Origin of the sequence: Hominisplanchenecus murintestinalis, from assembly GCF_943193015.1 — a bacterium.
GTDB classification, from domain to species: Bacteria; Bacillota; Clostridia; order Lachnospirales; family Lachnospiraceae; genus Hominisplanchenecus_A; species Hominisplanchenecus_A murintestinalis.
Map to the genome: position 1 here is coordinate 146123 of NZ_CALPCM010000002.1, position 22411 is coordinate 168533.

The following is a 22411-nucleotide window of genomic DNA, read 5'->3' on the forward strand; positions in this document are numbered from 1 at the left end:
CGTATCTCAAAATTTTCCGGCGAAACCATGATCAAAAGCTCATTACTGCCGGAACGGTTAATACCACAAGTACAATTGCCAGCATCAGCATCATCGGAAACAGCAGTTTCGTTCCCGCTTCCTCCCCAAGCTTTCTCGCCGCATGTTTTCTATCCTCAAACCCCGTCTCTGCCTCCTGTTCCAAGAGTTCCTGAAGACCTTTTGCCCCTTTCTTCAGATTCTGCGACAAAATAGAGCCAAGCTTTATGTATCCGGGTTCCCCACACCGTTTCCCAAATTTTTCATAAGCAGCCGCTTCTCCTACACCATTTTCCATTTCTTTGCAGGCAGCCCACATTTCTTCATAAGCATAGCGGAGCTTTTCCGGCTTTTGTTCCCGGTATTCTTCGGCAATCTTCCGAAATGTTCCTTTTAATGTCAGTCCTGCTCCAAGAAGCATGGCCATTTTAAAAAGAATTTCCGGGTAATCACGAATAAGCTGCATTTTTCTCTGCTGTTCCAGCTTTTGTATGCTTTTTTTCTGCTGAATCCATACCAGTGCAGCTCCTATCACCACCAGAACACCCAGGTATGCGCCCATATGCAGGGATGGTTTCTTCCAGATTACCTTTCGTCCATCTACAGCCTCCGGCAAAATTAATTTATTTTCGTATTTCCCCTTTTCGTCGGCACGCACAACCTCTTCTTTCAGATGTTTTCCCAACATCTCTCCTTCCGTCCTGGCTGGCGGATATATACACGCATAACATGTATACTCTGCCTGATACTCCCGATACTTCAGCAGTACCCGAATCTCCGCCAATTCCCCTGTTTCCTCCGGTTCCCTCAAAATTTGGCCTTTCGTATCCAGCAAATCTGCGGGAGAAACCATCCACTCCGCTTCTACCGCCCCTCCGTACAAAGATGCCGGAAATACAAGGTCATTTCTTACTTTCTCCAAGCTCGGATTTTCTCCCGTAATCTGCTGCTCCAGTTCCCCGGTGATTTCTTTAAAAATCTCCTGAATCTCCTCCGCAGTGTATTCCTGCTCACTAATCTGTATCGGAAGCACCATATTCCCGGATTCCCCTTCGATAGAAACCTCCAGCTCTGTCTCCCTGTAGCCTTCTCCATAGGCCGGCCGTAAAAGATGCATACTCAGCATACTTTCTTCTGCTCTGCCCATCATTATTTCTACGAAAACTGCCAATCCCATTCCCCAGAACAAAATCGCCATCACTGCCGCCAGACGCCAGGCATAATATTTCTCCGGTTCCGGCTTCTTTCCCGGGTTCAGGATACTCTGCCGCTCTGCTGTCTCCCTCTTTTTTTCTTTCCATATGCTATCCGGTATCCTGCCTATTATCCACAGGCTTATCCTGTAAAATGGAAACAACAATCTTTTCATCTTTACACCTCAATTTCCACAATACGTTTTCCAAGCATCCATGCCAAAAAATACACAAACAAACAACCGCTCATCACTGTAATTCCTGCAACACTATGGTACATGACATCCAGGAATCCCGGAGACGCTGTCCCTACATACGCCAAAATAAACAACGGTACGGCGCTCATTACATTCTGCTCCAGCTTCTTCGAGGCAATGCACACCCTGATCTCCTTTCGCGTTTCTTCTTTCCGGCTGATAGATTTCACCGTATTTCGAATAATAGCAACCAAATCTCCGCCGCTTCGTTTTGCCACCCCGAAAACTTCCGCAAAGTTACGGATATCTTCTTCCCCGCTCCGTTTCGCCAAATCAGAGAGCAGCTCTTCCAGCGTCCTGTTAAAAGACAGCTGCACTGTTATCAAAGAAAACTCTTTTTCCACCAAATCATTCCCCGGAACCTTCTGCAGTTCTTTTAGCGCCTCCCCAAAAGCATTCTCCACGGAATACCCTGCCGCCAGCCCATTTGATACTGCCTGCATTCCTGACAAAAACTGCTTTCCCAGCTCCCGTATCCGCGCTTTCTGCCGTTCCTTTCTCTTCACACGCAAAAACCACAAAACTCCCGGAAAAAATAACAAAAACGGAATCCACGAGCGGTAAAACAGAACACTCACTACACCATCCAGCAGGATATATTCCAAACCGTACCGTACCTTCTCTGCCCATGTAAACCTGTAATTTCCATAATCCATATCCTTCTCCTGCTTACCATTCGTAAATTCCTGCCTGCAAAAACTTCCCCGTATTCACCATATCCCCGCATTTTTCCAGCCTCCCCTGTACTTTCTGCTCTTCTTTGCATCCGCTCTCCCGGAATTCGTAGAGAGTACGGAGGAGGATTTCCTCTGTCTCATACTGATACCCGGATACCTCGGCAATCTCCAGCACTTTCCGGCTCTTGTCCCGCAGCCTTCCCAAATGCACCAGAATATCAATTCCTGATGCAATCTGTCTTCGGACCGCCGAAACCGGAAGCTCCATCCCCATAAAAACCATCGTCTCCAGCCTTGAAAGCATATCCCGCGGGCTGTTTCCATGTCCGGTACTTAAAGAGCCGTCGTGCCCGGTATTTAATGACTGCAGCATATCTATCGCTTCTTCCCCACGTACTTCCCCTACAATAATCCTGTCCGGCCGCATGCGCAGGCTGGATTTTATCAGCTCACGGATAGAAACCTCATGCGCTCCCTCCGTGTTCGCCCTTCTCGCTTCCATTTTTACCAGATTTTCTACTCCCTGGATCTGAAGCTCTGCATTATCCTCAATCGTGATAATCCTCTCATCCTTTGGAATATAATCAGAAAGGGCATTCAGGAACGTCGTCTTTCCCGACCCTGTCCCTCCGCTGATAAAAATGTTATACCCTGCTTTTACCAGCTTTTTCAGAAAACTCACTGCCTCCTCTGTCACCGCCCCCCATTCGATAAGCTGTGCCATTGTTATCGGACGGTTTGGAAATCTCCGTATGGTAATAATCGGCCCATTTAGCGCCACCGGAGCCAATACAATATTAACCCGGGCGCCATCTTTCAGCCTGGCATCAGCGATAGGCACCGACTCGTTTACAATCCGATTGCATCCCGCTACAATCTGCTGCACCAGTTCTTGCAATTTCTCCTCGGAGAAAAAATGCTTTTCCCATTTTGAAATCCGTCCCTGCCGTTCTACAAAAATTCCCCCTGTTCCGTTCACCATAATCTCTGTTACGTCATCATCATCCAAAAGTTCCTGAAGAATATCCAGCCCTCTTATACTGTTAAACAGCTCTATACGAACCTGCTGCTTCTGCGGCAGGCTTATATAAGCTTCCCTGCCCTCCTCCATGATTAATTCATCAATAATATCCTGAACCCTATCATCGCGTACTTCTGTTTCCTCCCCTATCCTTTTTATCAGCTTTTCCCTAAGCGACTGTATGCGAATCCCTATTTCATCCATTCCCAAACTCCTCTCTTATCAAATTCCTGGCAAAGTCCCCCAGCTCCCCCCATATAAGCTGCTCTACATATTGTGTGCCTTGTCCAAAATTCCCATGAAAAGGAAGTTTTAGTTTGCGTGTCTTTTCCTCTAAGTCACCATATCCCGCGAACTCCAGTAATTTCTCATACTGCCGAATCTTTGCCACTGAAATGTTATCCTCCCGCACAGGCATATAAACCATTTGACAACGGCGCAGAATTTCCAGAAATCCGTCTACTGACTCATCAAAGTCCAGGATAATCATCTCATACGTGCTGTATGACTCCACCTCTTCCAAAAGAGACAGCCACTCTTTACATTCCACGCTCCGGATATCCATCGGCGACAGCGCCGGAGGTACATAATCCAGATTTCCCAGACTCTGCACAATTCCCTGCAGTTTGTACACCAAACTGCCGCCGTCCCGTTTTATGAAATACATCAAGTCTGAAATGTCCGCCATAAATTCCTTTTCCATAAGACGCGAAAATCCGGAACAACTCTCCATATTCAGATACAGTACCTTCCTGTCCTTTGCCAGAAGCTGTCCTAACGTAAGGGCAAAAGATGTTTTTAACACCCTTTTTATCGGAGAATATATTGCAATGCAACACATATCTTTCTTTAGCAGCGCCTGGGGCGTCCGTCTTTCCGCAGCATAGTCTTCCATAACTTCAGCTACCAGGCTGTCAGAAGCCTGATATTTATAAATACAGGAATACTCACTCAACTCTTCCAGTATTTCCCCCTCTGATAAAATTACAATTTTCTCAATCGGCAGTTCTCTGACTTCCCTGCACATGGCGCGCGTGGAAATCAAAAGCAAAGAAACCTCATGTCCGGCTGCAAATTCACAGAGGCTCTTTACATTTGTAAATGCATGGATTTCAAATGCCGTACCCTGCCTCTCCTGGATAAACTCTGTCAGCCGAAGCGCGTAAGCCGCCTCCGGGTCACAAATCGCAAAAATATCTTTCTTCAATAAACCCCTCCTACACAAAGCAATACACTAAAAAACACTGGTAGAGTAAAACAAAACTCTGCTTCACGAGCCTTTCCCCTGTAAGGACTATATTTTCCTGTCTGATAAAGTTTGCCGATATAGGCAAAGAAGTATAGAACACGCGCTTTAAAAATGCGCCGTTTGATTAGTAACACGAGGGAGATAACTGCTCCCATCAGAAATGATAATGCCATACAGATGAATACCCGCTCTGTGCCAAGAAAACCTCCTATTACACAAAAGAGCTTAATGTCACCTGCGCCAAGCATACGAAAATAAAATAATACCGCCAGTAAAAGCAACGGCAGGGCACTTCCTCCCAAAAACCTCCAAAATCCAAAAATTCCAAGCTCTGTAAGCCGGAACCATGATGCAGTTCCCAGCCCCGCCGCAATCAGGAAATTTGGAACCTTCCCGGTTCGTATATCCCACAAAACTGCCGCTCCTGTGACGGCTAGTAAAAATAAAGAGCTCACTTTTCACCGCCTTCCCTTGATTTACCAGAATTATAACCTATAAGTTTTATTATGTCAATAGTATGTGATAAATATTTTGTTTTTTGTTGTGTATTCGCAAAATGTTCACAAATTATTTCTGTTCTGATTTGACAGATAGACTCTAATTGTTTATACTAAACGTAAACTTTGAAGAGCCTGCGGGCTTTTTTAACCATGCAGCTATAAGGCAGAGAGATAGGATGTGATAATATGAAAATAGAAAAAATCAGTGATACGCAAATACGCTGTACTCTCACAAAAGAAGACCTCGCAAGCCGCCATTTAAAATTAAATGAGCTTGCCTATGGAACTGAAAATGCAAAGTCTTTTTTCCGGGATATGATGCAGCAGGCTGCTTACGAATTTGGTTTTGAGGCAAATGATATTCCGCTGATGATTGAAGCTATTCCGCTGCCCTCAGAATCTATTATCCTGATTATTACGAAAGTAGAAGATCCGGAAGAACTGGACACAAGATTTGCCAAGTTTGCACCCTCCAATGCCGGAGGCGTTATGGATTCCGAAGATTCCCCTATTGCTTCCCACCTGGAAGGAGCCGACGATATCCTTGGTCTGTTTAACAAAATCCGGGCGGCACAGAAAAAGCTTGCAGAAAAGCAGGATTCCAAACAGGCGCTTGCAGAAGAAACGTGTGAAATGCCGTTAAATCTTACACGGCTTTATAAATTTAAAGACTTAGATACCGTAATCCATGCGGCAGGTATATTAAATTCCATTTATACAGGATACAACACACTGTATAAAAATATCTGTACAAAGGAATACCACCTGCTAATCAGCAAATCTGAGCACAGTCCTGAAGAATTTAACAAAATTTGCAACATTCTTTCAGAATACGGAAAAGGACATAAATTTGCGCCGGGCATGGATGCCTTTTACTCTGAACATCAAGAATGCCTTGTGAAAGGAAATGCCCTGCAGCAGCTGGCGCAGATTTCTTAAAAACTACGCAACATCTGCCAACGCCGCATAGTGCGGTAATTTCAAAATACTAAACTAAGGAAAAAAGACACCGGGAAAAGCAGAAATGCTTCTCTCGGTGTCTTTCTTTATATCGTAATCCGTATGGATTCCTTTATTTCATCAGGAATTCTGCTTTGCTTCCACAAATGCATTCACCCTCGCCACCAATACATCAGGCTCAATGCCGTGTACCAGCGCGGCCTCTTCCAAAGTCTCTGCCTGCGCAGACGGGCATCCTACGCAATGCATACCGCCTGCAACCAGAACGCCTGCCATCTCAGGATCCATACTAAGAAGCTCGCCAATTATCATATCCTTTGTTACCTTTGTCATGAATTTTTCCTCCTGAATATTTTCACCCGGCCCATACCGGGAATTATAAGTTGCTGCTTTTATATGGGTCTGTGCATTCCTGCACAGACCCGTGCCAACAGTAACAATTATAATACTTTTTTTTACTTCCCGCAAGGCATGAAATGGACGCCTATTTCACTTTCACCACTTTTTTTGCCGCTTTTGCAGGACTGTATTTCTTTGCAGATGCTACAATCACTTTATACGAGTAGCTCTTTTTCTTCTTCACCTTTTTGTCAGTGTAAGAATTCTTCTTTTTCACCGTGGCAATCCTCTTCCATTTCCCTTTCTTGCCTTCCGAACGGTAAATCATGTAAGAAGATGCTCTCTTCACTTTCGTCCATTTAATGGAAACCGCCTTTTTACCCTTTGCCTGTTTTGCGGTCACCTTTCCGGTGGCTTTGGGAAGCATAATGCTCTTTGCGCTGCCCGCCGCACTGTCTGTATAAGCCTTCGGATTCCCGGAAATCGCTACTACATAATAAGACATATTCTTTCCGCCCAGAGGAGCAGTATCTATCGCAGATGTCCCTTTCACTGCACCGCCCACTTTTGTAACCTTGCTGCCTGTTTTGCGGTAAAGCTGATAAGAAAACGCATTTGCTGCAGCTCCCCAGGATACTTTTACGCCCTCCGCCGTACTTTTGACTGCCGTTACAGCCGGGGCCGCCAGCCGGGTAACTGTCACCTGCGGCCCTGGTCCGGGCGCCGGAGCCGGTTTATCTGGTTTACCTGGCTTGTCTGGTTCATTCGGTTTCTTTACAAGCCCTTTCTGCGCCGTCTTCATTGCGTCAATTAATACCTGCAACTGCTCCATTGGTATATCTATGGGCGCATTCTTTACTGCATCATATGCTTCTTTAAACACATTCCAGCTCACTATTTCATAAAGGCTTTCCTGTTCAAGCAGTGTTTTTATTTCCGGATCCTTTAACGCTTCATCTTTCTTCCCTGCTGCCTGCAGGATTTCCAGCGCGCGCTCCACTTCCTCCTGCCCCGCCAGCACATCGCCCAAAACAGCTTTTGCCAACACATATCCTTCAAACTGCACGTTGGCATTTTCCCAGCTTACATCCTTCTGTTTCAGTTCAGATGCTTTCGTATCACAAGCTGCTTTTAACGCGCCCTTATCCACAGAACCATAAACCTTCATTTCATATACCGCATACTCAGCAGCGCCTGATTTCCTCTGAACTCCCTGCATCTTCACATAGCGCGCTTTTTTTGCTGTAAAAGTATCTGTAGTCAAAGCATTCGTATTGCCTGTTACAGATTTAGCATCTTCCCAATTCTTCCCATCGGCAGATACTTGAATCTTATAAGAAGCGGCATACCTATTTGCTTCCCAGTCAATCACTACTTTGTTTACCGTCCGGACTTCTCCCAAATCAACCATCAGATAGTCTGTATCGTTATTCGAAGAATTCCACCTTGATTCACTGGATGTCGAAACTCCGGCGGCGCCTGTCACATGACCGTCGCCATCGGTTGCTTTCCATGCCGGATAAAGTTTCATGCTATCTGAACCTGCCAGATTTTCGCCTGATTTCAAATATGCCGTATTCCCGCTTTCTGTATATGCATGACGGTTTCTGGCCACATCTGCTTCGCCCGTTCCCGTAAACCCTTCTGCCGCCAGCTCTTCCGTTGACAGTGATTTGTTATATGCCTTAATATTTCCTAAGTATCCTGAAAACCCTTGTCCTATAGTATTCAGAGGAAAGACAAATGTAGATGTATAATTATTATCGCTGTCTGTCCAGTTCTGATTTCCCAGGCTGCCGCCATTATCAATATCTCTCGCCGCTGCATAAAGAATCTTCACAAACCGGCCGTCTACATACAGTTTTGTTACCTGATAAGTCCCCACAATTGTAATTCTATGCTTTACTCTTTGTTCTATCTGATAATCAAAGGATTGGGTAAAATAATCACGGTTCAGGCTCAGGCTGCCATTCATTCCCGCTGCCTGCAGTCTTCCGTCATACCCCGAAAACAGGGAAGACTCCTTTGTATTATTCTCCGAGCCGTCCAGATAAACGTCAAAGCTCATTGTATATGGATAGCCCAGGCTTGTAAGAGGCGTCTCTATCTTTGTATTTCCGTCAAATTTCAGCATGGCTTCTCCCGCCTGCTGTACCACTGTTCCATTTGTAATCGTTCCGTTATAACCATTTCCGCTGGCATCGTAGATGGTTGCTCCATCTTTTGATACATTCTCAAAATTATAGTCCAGCACAACATTTGTCTTACTGTCAATTTGATTGGCAATCTTTGTCCCCGGGCCTTCCCTTAACCGGTCAAATGTCTGCTCATATTCCAGAAACGTATCGTCTGCTTTCTGGCCGCCCCAGGTTTTCTCACTAACCATTGCACAGCTCCTGAGATATCTTTCATTCAAGTCTGCTTCTGTGGTTCCGGAACGATTGGCATCGCCCCAAAGAGCCGCTTTCGCTCCAAGCACAGACGGTTCGCCTTTATCCACGCGGGCGCCTCCATTCCCACCGTCAAATAATGTAGGATCCCAGTTATTATAAATATATTCTTCCCTGATGATATCTTTATGGTAACGTCCGGGAGTCACATACAGAAACATCTGTGGGACATTGATCACACGATATCCTTCACGAATCCTGTTATGGACATTGTCTTCCCCCCGCCCATTCCAGATTTCCAGGATAATATTCTTATTAGGCTCTGTTGTACCCGGAATCGCCTCCAAAGCTCCCCACATGCGGACTTCTTTTCCGTATTTATCTCCAAGAAGATCATACATATCGTTCATATAGTTACGGAATGCCTCTTTGTTATTCCCTGTGTTTTTATCCCAATACTCATCAACTCCTGCGCTAACTGTATCAGAAGTAAACACCGGATCATCACCTTCCAGATATTCGTCAAACAATGCCGTCATAAAAATTTTTGCATGAACTGCATTCTGCCGCGTTTCCGTATCTGTACTATTCTCATCAATTGCCAAAAGCTCAAAATTATTTGGATTATGGATATAGAACGAAACGCCTTCTTTTATATTCCCCTCAGACTCAAGATAATCTGCCCTGTTCAGATAATTTTTATCTACAAGAGCTTTTATCACTTCTTCCTGATTCTCGTACACATACTTTGTGTACGCTGCAGAGTGCCCCGGCGTATCAAGCTCGGCAACTACACGGATCCCCCTGGATTCCGCCTGATTTTGGAACTCCTTAAATTCCTTTTTCGTGTAGTATAACTCACCCGCTTCCCCCGTTTTTTCCTTTGTTCCCGTATGGACATTATAATAATAATCATAACGTCCCTCATTGTCCCCTGATTTCATATATTTAGACTCCTGAGTTGCCAGAGAAGGAAACGTGTCTGAATAAAGCCTGTGGGAAGCTTCCACCTGCGCCCATTTTTCATAATTCGGAGAATATGCCGGTTCTGACCATTGATTATCATTCAGGTGAATCTGCATCTCATTCAGTTTATACCACTTAACAATCTTCGTATAGTCCTCTAAAAACTGCATTCTGGTCGGAATCCTGGCAACATCCATCATGATGCCGCGCACTGCATACAAGGGATAATCACGGATAACACCCTTAGGCACTGCCTGATGCTCCCTGTCCTGATAAAGAATCTGCTCTACGGTAACCGTTCCATAAAGCACGCCTGTCCTTCCGGCAGATGAAATATGGATTCCATTTTCATCTGTTACCATGAGATATCCCTCATCGCCTGTACCGTAGGTATCGCTTGTCAGGGACTCCAGATAGATATCATCAGAATCATGAGCTGTCCCTTCTTTCACATTTGGTACAAATCCGCAGATTTCTGTCAGATCCGCCTGCATCTCCCGCGCCACTTCCGCAAGCCCAAGATTAGCCGCATCATGATACACAATCTCCGTATTTTTGCTGATTGTAAAATCTCCCTCATAACCATACCACTCCTGCAGGGAAGGCAGTACCTTCGGCTCCGGGTTCGGGTTCGCCACCTCCGGGAATAAAGCCGGATACTGGCTCGTGTTATCCCGTACAGTTACGGAAACGTTCTTTTTCGCTGTATCGTTTGCGTTTGTTTTATTTGCCGCCTTTACAATGACATTTATGGTACGGTCACCGATACGCAGCGGAGAAAGAGTTCCATCATCGCCAATCAGCCTGTCTGCTTCACTTCCATACACCTCCACGTCATACCCTGGCACCTCAGAAATCCCGAATGCAGTATCTGTCTCAGACACCTCCACAGGCACCGCGGAATTGATTGCCTCCTGAGCGTTCGAAACCGTATGGATAACGCCTGTCTGAGTCCCTAAAATTTCAATTTCCCTTACCGATACGGAAAGCCCCCCCGCGTTGTTATTCACCCGTTCAAAATAAAATCTCACATAACGCTTCAGGCTCGTATTTGCCATAGACGCTGCAGAAATGGTATCTACTACTGCATTATTGTCCCCGCTGTCCCTGAGAGGCTGTGTGTATACATCCTCCCATGTTCCGTCAGTTCCTGTTTCGCTGGTCTGAATCTTATACTGCGTGCTCCAGACTTTTAAATGGTACGTAATTTTAATCGTTTCTACTTCCGTTCCGGCAGCTTTCAAATCAAGCATCAGCCATTGAGGTGTATGTGTCTCATTGTCCGTAATACTATTCCTCATCTCCGGCGCCGCCCAGCGGCTGCTCTCTGTAGTATCACCGTCCACCGCCTTGTCCGGTGTACAATTTTCAACGCCGCTTTCTACCCCGGATGCCGTAGCCGGTTTATTCAAAGCCACATTTGCCGCAGCCGCCTTCACAGTCTCTATACCGAACCCACCCGGCACATACAAACTTTGGCAAATCATTGCTGCTGTAAGGACGCCTCCGGCAATACATTTCCCTACCTTCATCTTTCTTCCCCCCTGTTTACTGTCAATTTTTCAGTTTCTTTTCTCTATTATTGTATCTGAATCCTACAGATTTGTACAGCGAAACTTCTTTCTATATACTGCAAAACACTTTATAAAAATTTTTTTGCCAATTGACAAAGCCATTCCAGACTCCTATAATAAACATAACAATATTGCACAATTTTATTAAATATTTTACGCAATATTTGTAATAATTATATAAAGGAGGGCAGCAATGAAAAGAAAAGCAAAAAAACTTTTCAGTCTTCTGCTGGCGGCGGCAATATTTATTACAGGAATTCCGGCAGCAGAATTGAAAACACAAGCAGCAGAAACAGAAGCCAGCACACAAGAGTATGAAATTTACCCTATGCCCCACGAAGGTATTTCTTATGGGGCAGATGTACTGGAACTGGGAAACACAGCGAACCTGGTGATTGAAAACACAATAGATACGGCGACAATTACCCGTCTCAACGATATCCTGGAGCTCAAAAGCATTACGGGGACACGTACAGACAATGTAGCAAGCGGCACGCTAAATGTCCTGGCAGGCACAAAGGGATCCGGCGGAGCTGTAGAACAATGGTTTGACAATAATATAACTTATAATTCAGAATTATTCGACAAACAAGATGCATATGTATTAAGCATTAAAGATAATGTGATTGCTGTTCTGGGAAAAGATACGGATGCAGCTTTTTATGGCTTAAGCACCCTGAAACTGATTATAAACCAGGCGGAAGGCGCCACAGTACGGGAACTTCAGATAGAGGATTATGCCGACGGGCAGTATCGGGGCTTTATCGAAGGATATTACGGAATACCCTGGAGCGTAGAGGACCGTATCAGCCTGATGGAATTCGGCGGCGACTTCAAGATGAATATTTACATTTTCGCGCCCAAGGACGACGAATACCATAACAGTAACTGGAGAACTTTATATCCCGATGACAAGTTAGAAGATATCCGAGAAATGGTAGCGGCAGGAACAGCGTCAAAATGCCGTTTTGCCTGGGCTATTCATCCATTTATGCATGATAAGATTACTTCTGCAAACTATAACGAAAGCCTGCAAATCGTAAAGAATAAGTTCCAGCAGCTCTACGATGCCGGCGTGCGCCAGTTCGTCATCTCCGCAGATGATGCCGTAAGCGACGCCCAAGTACAGGCAAACCTCTGCCGGGATATGTCCGCATGGGTCAAGGAGCATGACGGCACGTATAACCTGGTCTTTGTCCCTCAGGTATACTGCACTGCAGCAGCAAGCTGGGGCGGCGGCTATACAGTATCTACTTATTTCAACTATTTTAAAAATCTTACAGATGTAGAGCTGATGTGGACAGGCGAATGGGTATGCCATCCGGCGTCACAGAACACTTTTACAAACTTTAAAAGCAAAGCCGGAAAGGAAGCTTTTATGTGGCTGAACTGGCCTGTAAACGACGTAAACCATAAGCGTCTTGTCATGGGACCGGCAGAAGAGGGAATTTTGAGTCCCGGCCTGACAGACTTCCGCGGTATCGTTACCAATCCTTTACAGCAGGCAGAAGCATCTAAAACATCCTTGTTTGCAATTGCAGACTTTGCATGGAATACTTCTGATTTTTCCTGCTTTACCAGCTGGGAAGACGGATTTAAATATATTGATGCTGGAGCGCCCGAAGCATTAACGGAACTCTGCCGGCATCTGACGAATCCAAGCCCGGGAGGTATCACATCTATGGGCGAGTCAACCGCGCTTGAACCGTACATTACTGCGTTTACAAATGACTACAACGCTGACCGGGACATCACCGCAAGCGGCACGGCTTTGATAGAACAGTTCCAAAAAATTATTACTGCCGCCGATGAATTCCAGCAAAACGGCACAAACGAAAATCTCAAAGTTGAAATGAAGCCCTGGGTTGACTCCCTCCGTTATATTTCAAAAGCATGTGTCGGCTATGTCGAAACAGCATTGGCGCTGAAAAAGAATGATGCGGACACAGTCTGCGGAAGCTATCTCACTGCAATTAATAACTACAAAGCCTCTAAAAATTGCGAATCTCCTCTTCTGACAAAAGACGGAGACACTCAATATATCACGACGCACATGGTAGAAGCCGGAGCCATGAAAATCATGCCTTTTGCCCGGGAAATGGACACTTCCTTAAAAGAGGCGGCACTGGAAGTCCTGAACGGCAATTTCAGCGATACCATCACATCAGCAGAAAGCAGCCTGTTTTATCAGGGCCTTGGCGGTTTCTATGAAGGCGATGCCGAAAAAGTCATTGACGGTATGGATAACACTTACGCCTGGTTTAATACTACTGTGTCTGCAAATGCCTATATTGGGCTGGATTTAGGGGACGCTTATAAATTAGACACTATCCGTATCCTGCAGGGACGGACAAATAGCGATGGAGATATCTTTACTTCCGGCGTACTGGAGTATTCCCTGGATAATGAACATTGGACATCTATTGGCACTTACGGCACAAATGTGATTGAAGAAAACGTACTCTCTCAGTCTATAAACGCACGTTACGTCCGTCTGAGGACAACTGCCGCCACCGGAAAATGGTATTCTATCCGAGAATTCTCGGTTACCACGCGGCCGCTGGCAACTTTCGTCTACACCAATGTAGATGCTTTTGAAGAATACCCGACAGATATAGATAAAACGACTGCAGGGATTCCTGAAATCGAAGGAAACCTTACTTTGAAATCAGGAGAATACATTGGAATGGCATTTACAGAAGCCAGAGAGATTACATCTCTGACTGCTGATTATACGAACAAGGACAAACTGGCGCTTGAATACAGTTATAATGGATTTGACTGGTATCCGGTAGAAAACTCTTTTGAATCCATAGATGCAAAATATATCCGCCTGATAAACAAGAACAGTCAGGACATATCTTTCCACCTGGCAGGCATCTCCCTGCAGAACAATGCCGGAACCAGAAGCATCTTTGCCACACCGGAAGGCAAAGAAGGCCATGAAGCATCAAAGGCTGCGGATGGTTCTATCCTAACCTCCTTCGTCTCCTCAGAAGGAAACGGGGAACTGACCTGGCGCATCGACGCAGGCTCTGCTGATTCCTTATACGTCTTACAGGATGCATCCGTAATCTCTGATGCAAAAGTGTTTGTCCGCACGAACGCCGGGAAATGGAATTATATAGGAACTCTTTCTAACAGTCTGAATACATTTGAAAATCTGCTGTTCTACGGTCCGGTAAATGAAGTAAAGATTGAGTGGAAAGAAAAAGGTCCCGTCATCTACGAAACCTACACGAAAAAAACAGAGAGAACCGATACTGAACAGCTGCAGGCAATCATAGCCGCTGCCGAAGAAGAAACAAAGCAAGAATTGTATACACCGGAATCTTACAACAATTTTGCACAAGCAATAACCGCGGCAAAAGAACTCCTTGAGCAGTCGGCTTCCGCCGAGGATAAAGCCGAAGCGCTCAAATCTATATACGAAGCTGCCGGAAGCCTGGTTCTCCAAAAAGAAGCGGAGGAAGAAAACAAACAGGCAAAAAAAGATTTGGCTGACGCCGTAACCAGTGCAAAGACTCTCATTGATGCAGGAGGAAGCAAATACACAGAAACCAGCTGGAACACTTTCGTACTTGCATACCACGCAGCAGCAGAAGTTTCAGAAAATGCCGACACCGCTACAGTAAAAAGGCTGCTCCTGGCGCTGCAGAAAGCAGAAAAAGAGCTTATATTGGCAGACGGAAATAATACGGAAAACCCTCCTGGCCAAACGCCCGGAGACCCATCCGTAAAACCTCCCGTACAAACACCCGGAGACCCATCCGTAAAGCCTCCCGTACAAACACCTGGAGGCCCATCCGTAAAGCCTCCTGCCCCGACAGAAGACACGATAAAGAAAGGGGATACCGATATCTGGAAAAATCTGCGTTACCGGGTAACAGACGCTGCAAAGAAACAAGTAGAAGTTTACGGTGTTAAGACAAAAAGCATGACAAAAGTAACCATTCCGGCAACAGCAAAAGTAAAAGGCATAGTATGCACGGTAACAAGTGTGTCAAAAAAAGCATTTGCGGGCATGAAAAAACTGAAATCCGTTACCATTGGAAAAAATATCACCACCATTGGAACGAAAGCATTTTACAATGACAAAAAGCTGAAAACAATCATCGTCAAAAGTAAAGTGCTGAAAAAAGTCGCTAAGGACGCTCTGCTAAAAACTTATAAAAAAGGAACCATTAAAGTTCCAAAAAGCAAGAAAAAATCATATACAAAACTCTTCAAAAAGCGGGGACAAAAAAAGATTAAATAGTATAACCGGCAGAAATTATCGGATTGGCAGCATTCCGCTGCCGACCCAATAATTTCATAAAGATTTTTCTTGTATAATAGCATGAAATGTATTAAAATGAATCATGAGCTTGACAAACAAGTTTAAACCGAAAACATAAGGAGGATACTATTATGGCATATGTAATTTCTGACGAGTGCGTAGCATGTGGAACATGCGCAGGTGTTTGTCCTGCAGACGCTATCAGCGAAGGCGATGGAAAATATGTAATTGATGCTGACGCATGTTTAGACTGCGGTACTTGCGAAGCTGAATGCCCGACAAGTGCTATCTCCGCTGAATAGTCAACATCCAGGCACACGACAAAAACATAAAGAGGCTGGTATACAGTGCGAAGCGCCCTCCTTACTATATGGGCAAAGCACACTGCACACCAGTCTCTTTTTCACAGCCTAAAAAAGTGACGCCATTTTTTCTTATTAACAATAGGTTCTTTTGCTGCCGCCACCAGCTGGCGGTTTTTCTGATATGTCCGAATCGTCTCATCCAGCCTGCGGAACCGCTCTTCTTCCCGTTCCTCCCGAATCTGCATGAGTACGTTCATCTCCTTAACCACGCTGTCTGTAATCCGTCCTTCCAGTTCCACATTATTATCCTGGACAACCTGGCGGAAAATTCCTGTAACGATACTCTCAAACTGTTTAAGCTTGTCCGGATCCGGCCCGATTGCCGGAAGCGTTTCTGCCTGCTCCTTTTCACTCTTCTTTTTCTCCAGGACAATTATCTTTTCACCTGCAGTGTCTTCTTTTTCTAAAGACTCCGCCTCTTTCTTTTTCAGTTCAGGAACCAGTACCTTAATTGCCTTCAGCTGAAGCCCCCTTTCCTTTAGTTCTTTGATTTTCCGAAATAATCTGATATCCTCCTCTGTGTAATAACGGTGCCCCAGCTCGGTTCTTGAAACTCCTATGTCCAGCTCTTCCTCCCAGTACCGAAGAACATGGGCCTCCACATCCACCTTTTTTGCCATGTCAGAAATCATATACCTGGTTTCGCTCATTGACTCCCCTCCTTACCCCAAAAGTATACCATATTTTTCCTCATGGGGAATGGATAACATATCGCAAGTTCTGACATGTTTCCCTTTGTTTCCACAAATCAAAGAAACGCCCTGCGGCACAACCGCAAGGCGTTTCTTACATACTCGAAATCCTTTACATGCTTAGTCCTGAACATATGGCATCAGGGCGATATGACGTGCTCTTTTGATAGCTACAGTCAAAGCTCTCTGGTGCTTTGCACAGTTTCCTGTAATTCTTCTGGGAAGGATTTTTCCTCTCTCAGATACATATCTTTTTAATTTATTTACATCCTTGTAATCAATCTCGTTATTCTCTTTACCACAGAACACGCATACTTTTTTCCTTCTGCGGCCGCCTCTTCTCTTCATCGGAGAATCGCCTCTATCATTTCTGTTAAAAGCCATCTGTGTTTCCCTCCTTTATTTTTGTTTCCAGAACGTTTTATACTCTTAATTAAACGGCAGCTCCTCGTCGATACCGTCCGGGATATTCATAAATCCATCCCCTGACGCCGCACTGGGAGCCGGCCTTGCCGGCGCCGGGGCTGACGGTTCATATCCGCCGCCTCCGCCATTTGACATGGAAGCAGCTTTGCTCTCTGCAAACTCCTGATCTTCCACAACCACATCTGTGGTGTAGACCTTCTGACCATCTTTGTTTGTATAGCTCCCGGTCTGAATACGCCCGGTTACTACAATTTTCAAACCCTGACGGAAATATCTCTCTGCAAATTCCGCGCTCTTTCCGAAAGCCACGCAGCCGATAAAGTCTGCGGTCTGCTCCCCGTCTCCATTACGCCTGAACCTGCGGTCTACTGCCAATGTGTATCTGGCGATTGCCATAGAACTGTCTCCGGAAGAATAGCGTACTTCCGGATCCCTGGTCAAACGCCCCATCAATATAACTTTGTTCATTTTTCTCCTCTTCTCTATCTATGCATCCTGTCTAACGCACAAATAACGGATGACATTTTCCATAATGCGGACATGTCTTTCAATCTCTGCCGGAGCAGATGACTCTGCCTCGAAATGGATGAAGTAGTAAAATCCTTCTCTCATCTTCTGGATTTCATAAGCGAGCCTTTTCTTTCCCCACTCATCAACATCCGTAATGACTCCGCCGTAACGAGTAATGTACTCTTTCACTTTCTCGACGGCAGCTGTCCTTGCATCATCCTCGATTTTTGCGTTGACAACAACGGCTAATTCATATTTGTTCATGCTCTTCGCACCTCCTTATGGTCTCTGGCCCCCCGCCATAACAGGGAACAAGGAATTTAGTAATATATCACATCTGTCGATTTTATCATAAAAGTACAGGCTTTTCAAGTATTTTTCTGCAGTCCTCTGGTGTTTTTTTCCACCAGTTTCCGGGCAATCATAATCTGATGCCCACAGCCCATACATTTCAGCCGGAAGTCCGCCCCTACCCGCAGGATTTCCCATTCCTGGCTCCCGCAGGGATGCTTCTTTTTCAGCTTGACCACATCGCCCACTTCATATTCATACCCTGCCATCTGTCCCCTTTCCGCTCTGTCCGGTTTACCGGACAACAGCCAGCGTCTTCTCCTCTGCCCGCCACGCCAGGCAGCTATACTTCCGCCGCCTTACTTTATCGTCTTATACTCTTCAATCAGTTTCCCCTGCACGATAAACCGGGTCGTCTCATTCCCTGTGCAGGTAGAAAGCGTTACTACTTTATCTTCCGTACTCACAGACGCCTTGCTCTTTATCACCGAATGGTCAAAGGCTTCTTTTATATACTCCATGAAATCATCATCATCTTTAAAGGTAAGCTGGTATGTCTTGCTGGTATATCCCACCTCATGGCAGGCAAAAATTTCATATTTATAGATTCTTTCCGGCGTGTAAACCCAGAAGTACCGGCTCTTATCTATGGTTCCTTCCTCACGAAACTGCTTCAGCTTCCCAAACATTGAGAGATTCCGCATATTGTGCCCATACAGGACAGAATTCCTGTCGGTAAAATCCTTTTTATTTTCACAGTCCAGAAAAATACACCCTGCGATATTCGGCGTCCCCTGGAATGTATGATGCAGGTAAAAATCATTGTCCTCGCCCTGCGCCACCGGATAACTGATGTCCAGCGCTTCCACTTTCAGCCATCCGATAATCTCACGGTTAATTTCTAACAGGCTGTCAAAATCCACCGGGCTTTTCATGACCAGCTCACCATTGAGCTCTTCAGGCTCCGGCTCGGCTGTTTCTTCTTTGACATAATGATCCGCCAAAGCGTCATATTCGTCTTCTCCCTCTTTATACACGGCATAAATCGTATAAAGCTGATATCCCGAATAGCAGAACACCCCCAGCGCCACTATAAGAATCAGTGTGCGGATGATATCTCCCACTGTGCGCTTCCTTTTTTTCTTCTCCTTTGCCATCGTTTACCTCCTGTCTGTGCGAATCGCCGCACCGTCATTTCCCTCTGCTTTCGCGCTTCTCTTCCGCTTTAATACAGGCTCCTCATGATATCTGGGCAGACGCACAGTAAACTTTGTGCTGGCATAGGTACTGGACGCCTCGATCGTTCCTCCATGCACCTCCAGAATTTCCCTTGCTATGGAAAGCCCCAGCCCTGTGCCCCCCGTCTGGCTGGAGCGGGCATTGTCCACCCGGTAAAACTTTTCAAAAATCGAGGTCAGCTTCTGCTGAGGAATCTGCTCTCCCTGATTCGTAAACGTAATCACCACCGTATTCAGGTCACAATACGCCTGAATATCAATATTTGTCCCCGGATAACTGTAGGCAATCGCATTCCTCAGCAAATTGTCAAACACCCGCGCCAGCTTGTCCGGGTCTCCGAACACAATCAGCCCGTCGTCGGTGTGAATCGAGCAGGTGAGCTTCTTCTCTGTAAGCACCGCATAGCTTTCATCTGCCAGCTGCTCAAGCATAATCGATAAATTCACATTCCCTTTTTCTAATACGATATCCTGAAGGTTAAACCTGGTAATCTCAAAAAATTCACTAATCAGTTCTCCGAGCCGCATAGACTTCTCCAACGCGATATGAATATATTTCGCCCGCTCCTCCGGCTGCATTTCCGGCTGCTCGTCCAGCATCGTCAGATACGCAATCGTAGAAGTAAGCGGTGTCTTTAAATCATGAGCCAGATAAACCACTAAATCATTTTTGCGCTGCTCACTCTCCATCGCCGCATTGTCTTTACGCTTTAGCGTCATTTTCAACGTATTCAGCTTCTCTGCAATCGGACGCAGTTCCGGCTCCAGCGTCACCGGCGCATCCGAATCGCTCAGGATATTGTCTATCTCCTCGCCAATATGATCCAGGTAATGCGTGACCTTAGAAATTGCCACGTAAAAGAAAATCAGAAAGAGCATCATGAACCCGGCTACCAGAAACAAATCTTTGTGCTCCATGAAGATCCTTCCGTACAAGGTATTTGCTTCCGCATTGCTCAAATCAAAGAACATAAGCAAACGGATGACCAGCTCCGGAAACCGCTGCTGGAAAATACCATCCACCAGAAGCTCCACAATCATATATCCGATACACAATGCCAGCACAGTCACCAGGCCTGTGCGCAGCATCAGGCGCCATTTCAGTTTTCGGTAATTATTTTTCAACGCGATATCCCACTCCCCAGACTGTCTTGATAAAGTCAGATTTTCCTGTCGGCCCGCTCATCTTCTCCCTGAGATGCCTGATATGAACCATCACCGTATTGTTGCTGTTCTTGTAATATTTCTCTTTCCAGACCTGTTCAAAGAGCTGCTCTGAACTGATCACCTGTCCTCTGTTCTCGCAGAGAATCCACAGAATATCGAACTCTATCGGCGTCAGCGTCAGCTCTCTTTCATTATAAGTGCATTCATGGGTGCTCCGGTTCAGCACCAGTCCCGCGAAGTCGAGCACATCCTCCTGCGGCCTTCCATTTTCATTGTATTTCGTAAACCGTCTCAGCTGCGCCTTCACCCGCGCAATCAGCTCCAGCGGGTTAAACGGTTTCGCGATATAATCATCCGCCCCCAGCGTCAGGCCGTTAATCTTATCCATATACTCCGTCTTTGCCGTAAGCATAATTACCGGAAACGTGTGCCTCTCCCTTACCTTCTGCAAAATTGTAAAACCATCGATATCCGGCAGCATCACGTCCAGCAATGCCATATCCGGCGTATTTTCTTCAATACAGCGGAGTGCATCTGTTCCATTATAGCATTTCTCTACCTCATAGTTCTCATTTTTCAGGTACAGTTCCACAACATCCGCGATTTCCCTCTCGTCATCTACAATCAGTATCCTGCTCCCCATGGTGTTCCTCCCTGTGCTCCTTATTTATATGTCTGCGTATCTGTTCAAAGCCATCCCGAAAATGTTTTCAAGATGGCTTTCCTGCTTATAATTCACAATTTCCTACTGTACGCGGGAATGGAACAACATCCCTGATATTCGCGATTCCGGTCAGGTACATCACGCACCTCTCAAAGCCCAGCCCAAATCCTGCATGGCGGGTAGAACCATATTTCCTCAAGTCCAGATAGAAACCGTAGTCTTCTTTCTTCAATCCCAGCTCGTCCATCCTCTGAGTCAGTTTCTCGTAATCATCCTCCCTCTGGCTTCCTCCGATAATCTCACCGATTCCCGGAACCAGGCAATCCATAGCCGCCACGGTTTTTCCGTCCTCATTCAGCTTCATATAGAACGCCTTGATTTCCTTCGGATAGTCTGTCACAAATACCGGGCGCTTAAATACCTGCTCTGTCAGATAGCGCTCATGCTCTGTCTGCAAATCGCATCCCCAGGAAACTTTATAATCAAAGTTTTTATTATTTTTCTCAAGAATTTCAATCGCTTCTGTGTAAGTCACATGTGCAAACTCCGAATCCACCACATGGTTCAGCCTCTCCAGAAGCCCTTTATCCACAAAAGAATTAAAGAAATTCATCTCTTCCGGCGCATGCTCCAGCACATAGCGGATAACGTATTTCAGCATAGCTTCCGCCAGCATCATATCATCCTTCAAATCCGCAAACGCAATCTCCGGCTCAATCATCCAAAACTCTGCCGCATGGCGGGTCGTATTTGAATTTTCCGCCCGAAACGTAGGTCCGAACGTATAAATATTCCGGAACGCCTGCGCATAAGTCTCACCGTTGAGCTGGCCGCTCACCGTAAGATTCGTCTCCTTGCCAAAAAAGTCTTTACCAGTGTCCACTTTCCCGTCTGCCGTCCTCGGCAAATCCTCCAAATCCAGAGTCGTCACCCGGAACATCTCGCCCGCGCCCTCACAATCGCTGCCTGTAATCAACGGCGTGTGGACATACACAAAATCCCTCTCCTGGAAAAACTGATGAATCGCATACGCAATCAGCGAGCGCACACGGAATACTGCCTGGAACGTATTCGTCCTCGGCCTTAAATGCGAAATCGTCCGCAGGTACTCCAGGCTGTGGCGTTTCTTCTGCAGCGGATAATCCGGCGCAGACGCGCCCTCCACCGTCACTTCCTCCGCCTGGATTTCAAAAGGCTGCTTTGCCTGCGGCGTCGGCGTCAGGATTCCCTTCACAATCACTGCGGCGCCTACATTCAGCTTCGATACCTCCGCAAAATTTTCCATCTTATCATGATATACAACCTGCAGCGGCTCGAAAAACGTGCCGTCATGCAGTACCAAAAATCCAAACGTCTTTGAATCACGGACGCTGCGCACCCAGCCGCCCACCGTGACTTCCTTCCCCAGATACTCTTCCCTGTTCCTGAAAATCTCTCTAACCGTCGTCAATTCCATAATCGAGCTCCTTTGTTCCATAGCTATTTTCTATTTAGTATATCCCATAAAAGGAATGTATGCAAGACTTTGTGTGGGCGTTGGCTGACAGCTTTATCAATATGAATTATTCATGAGCATATAAAAATGCTCGATACTACAAATCCTTGAACCAGTTCCCGTGAAATCAATCGATTTAT

The 22411-nt window shown here is 45.8% G+C and carries 19 protein-coding genes; 3 read left to right on the plus strand and 16 right to left on the minus strand.

Annotated elements, in window-relative coordinates; all coding sequences use genetic code 11:
* Positions 1–31: 31 nt before the first annotated feature.
* Genes NFR99_RS01780 through NFR99_RS01800 form a run of 5 tightly spaced genes read right to left on the minus strand, consistent with a single transcriptional unit; the run spans position 32 to position 4870 of the window.
* Positions 32–1387, minus strand: coding sequence for a type II secretion system F family protein (locus NFR99_RS01780; RefSeq protein WP_251352411.1), 1356 nt, complete (start codon positions 1385–1387; stop codon positions 32–34).
* Between the two features lie 2 nt (positions 1388–1389).
* Positions 1390–2124 carry a type II secretion system F family protein gene (locus tag NFR99_RS01785; RefSeq protein ID WP_135975531.1) on the minus strand — a complete coding sequence of 245 codons (735 nt, stop codon included), beginning with the start codon at positions 2122–2124 and terminating at the stop codon, positions 1390–1392.
* Between the two features lie 13 nt (positions 2125–2137).
* A complete protein-coding gene (locus NFR99_RS01790) occupies positions 2138–3370 on the minus strand; it encodes a CpaF family protein (protein WP_120480923.1) in 1233 nt (410 codons plus the stop codon).
* On the minus strand, positions 3363–4373 hold the full coding sequence (locus NFR99_RS01795; protein ID WP_251352413.1) for a P-loop NTPase family protein: 1011 nt from the start codon (positions 4371–4373) through the stop codon (positions 3363–3365). Before NFR99_RS01795 ends, NFR99_RS01790 begins: the two co-directional genes overlap by 8 nt.
* Positions 4370–4870 carry a prepilin peptidase gene (locus NFR99_RS01800; protein ID WP_120480925.1) on the minus strand — a complete coding sequence of 167 codons (501 nt, stop codon included), beginning with the start codon at positions 4868–4870 and terminating at the stop codon, positions 4370–4372. The genes NFR99_RS01795 and NFR99_RS01800 overlap by 4 nt, the downstream gene beginning before the upstream one ends.
* A gap of 231 nt (positions 4871–5101) precedes the next feature.
* Here NFR99_RS01800 and NFR99_RS01805 point away from each other — a divergent pair, with 231 nt between their 5' ends.
* Positions 5102–5854, plus strand: coding sequence for an adaptor protein MecA (locus tag NFR99_RS01805; RefSeq protein ID WP_120480926.1), 753 nt, complete (start codon positions 5102–5104; stop codon positions 5852–5854).
* Between the two features lie 141 nt (positions 5855–5995).
* On the opposite strand, the gene NFR99_RS01810 is transcribed toward NFR99_RS01805, so the two are convergent.
* Positions 5996–6208: a DUF1858 domain-containing protein gene (locus tag NFR99_RS01810; RefSeq protein WP_120480950.1), complete on the minus strand. Its 213-nt coding sequence runs from the start codon at positions 6206–6208 to the stop codon at positions 5996–5998.
* Positions 6209–6359: 151 nt separating this feature from the next.
* Positions 6360–11102: a discoidin domain-containing protein gene (locus NFR99_RS01815; RefSeq protein ID WP_251352416.1), complete on the minus strand. Its 4743-nt coding sequence runs from the start codon at positions 11100–11102 to the stop codon at positions 6360–6362.
* Between the two features lie 235 nt (positions 11103–11337).
* Here NFR99_RS01815 and NFR99_RS01820 point away from each other — a divergent pair, with 235 nt between their 5' ends.
* On the plus strand, positions 11338–15402 hold the full coding sequence (locus tag NFR99_RS01820; protein ID WP_251352418.1) for a beta-N-acetylglucosaminidase domain-containing protein: 4065 nt from the start codon (positions 11338–11340) through the stop codon (positions 15400–15402).
* Positions 15403–15554: 152 nt separating this feature from the next.
* Complete coding sequence (locus NFR99_RS01825) at positions 15555–15725, plus strand: DUF362 domain-containing protein (RefSeq protein ID WP_120480929.1); 171 nt, start codon at positions 15555–15557, stop codon at positions 15723–15725.
* 101 nt (positions 15726–15826) lie between these two features.
* Here NFR99_RS01825 and NFR99_RS01830 read toward each other — a convergent pair whose 3' ends face one another.
* From NFR99_RS01830 to asnS, 9 genes are all read right to left on the minus strand, one after another.
* Positions 15827–16438, minus strand: coding sequence for a helix-turn-helix domain-containing protein (locus NFR99_RS01830; protein WP_120480930.1), 612 nt, complete (start codon positions 16436–16438; stop codon positions 15827–15829).
* A 162-nt stretch (positions 16439–16600) separates the two neighbouring features.
* Positions 16601–16864: a 30S ribosomal protein S18 gene (gene rpsR / locus NFR99_RS01835; protein ID WP_120480931.1), complete on the minus strand. Its 264-nt coding sequence runs from the start codon at positions 16862–16864 to the stop codon at positions 16601–16603.
* Positions 16865–16909: 45 nt separating this feature from the next.
* The gene (locus NFR99_RS01840; protein WP_120480932.1) at positions 16910–17374 is read right to left on the minus strand and encodes a single-stranded DNA-binding protein; all 465 of its coding nucleotides are present in this window, start codon (positions 17372–17374) and stop codon (positions 16910–16912) included.
* An 18-nt stretch (positions 17375–17392) separates the two neighbouring features.
* Positions 17393–17680, minus strand: a complete 288-nt coding sequence (gene rpsF, locus NFR99_RS01845; RefSeq protein ID WP_120480933.1) for a 30S ribosomal protein S6 — start codon at positions 17678–17680, stop codon at positions 17393–17395.
* A gap of 104 nt (positions 17681–17784) precedes the next feature.
* Positions 17785–17976 (minus strand): DUF951 domain-containing protein, encoded by a 192-nt coding sequence (locus tag NFR99_RS01850; RefSeq protein WP_120480951.1) that lies wholly within the window; start codon positions 17974–17976, stop codon positions 17785–17787.
* Between the two features lie 90 nt (positions 17977–18066).
* On the minus strand, positions 18067–18864 hold the full coding sequence (gene srtB, locus NFR99_RS01855; protein WP_251352420.1) for a class B sortase: 798 nt from the start codon (positions 18862–18864) through the stop codon (positions 18067–18069).
* Positions 18865–18867: 3 nt separating this feature from the next.
* Positions 18868–20070 (minus strand): sensor histidine kinase, encoded by a 1203-nt coding sequence (locus NFR99_RS01860; RefSeq protein ID WP_120480935.1) that lies wholly within the window; start codon positions 20068–20070, stop codon positions 18868–18870.
* Entirely contained in the window at positions 20060–20755 is a 696-nt protein-coding gene (vanR, locus tag NFR99_RS01865; protein ID WP_120480936.1) for a VanR-ABDEGLN family response regulator transcription factor, read from the minus strand. Before vanR ends, NFR99_RS01860 begins: the two co-directional genes overlap by 11 nt.
* Positions 20756–20840: 85 nt before the next feature.
* A complete protein-coding gene (gene asnS / locus NFR99_RS01870; RefSeq protein WP_251352422.1) occupies positions 20841–22232 on the minus strand; it encodes an asparagine--tRNA ligase in 1392 nt (463 codons plus the stop codon).
* Positions 22233–22411 lie beyond the last annotated feature (179 nt).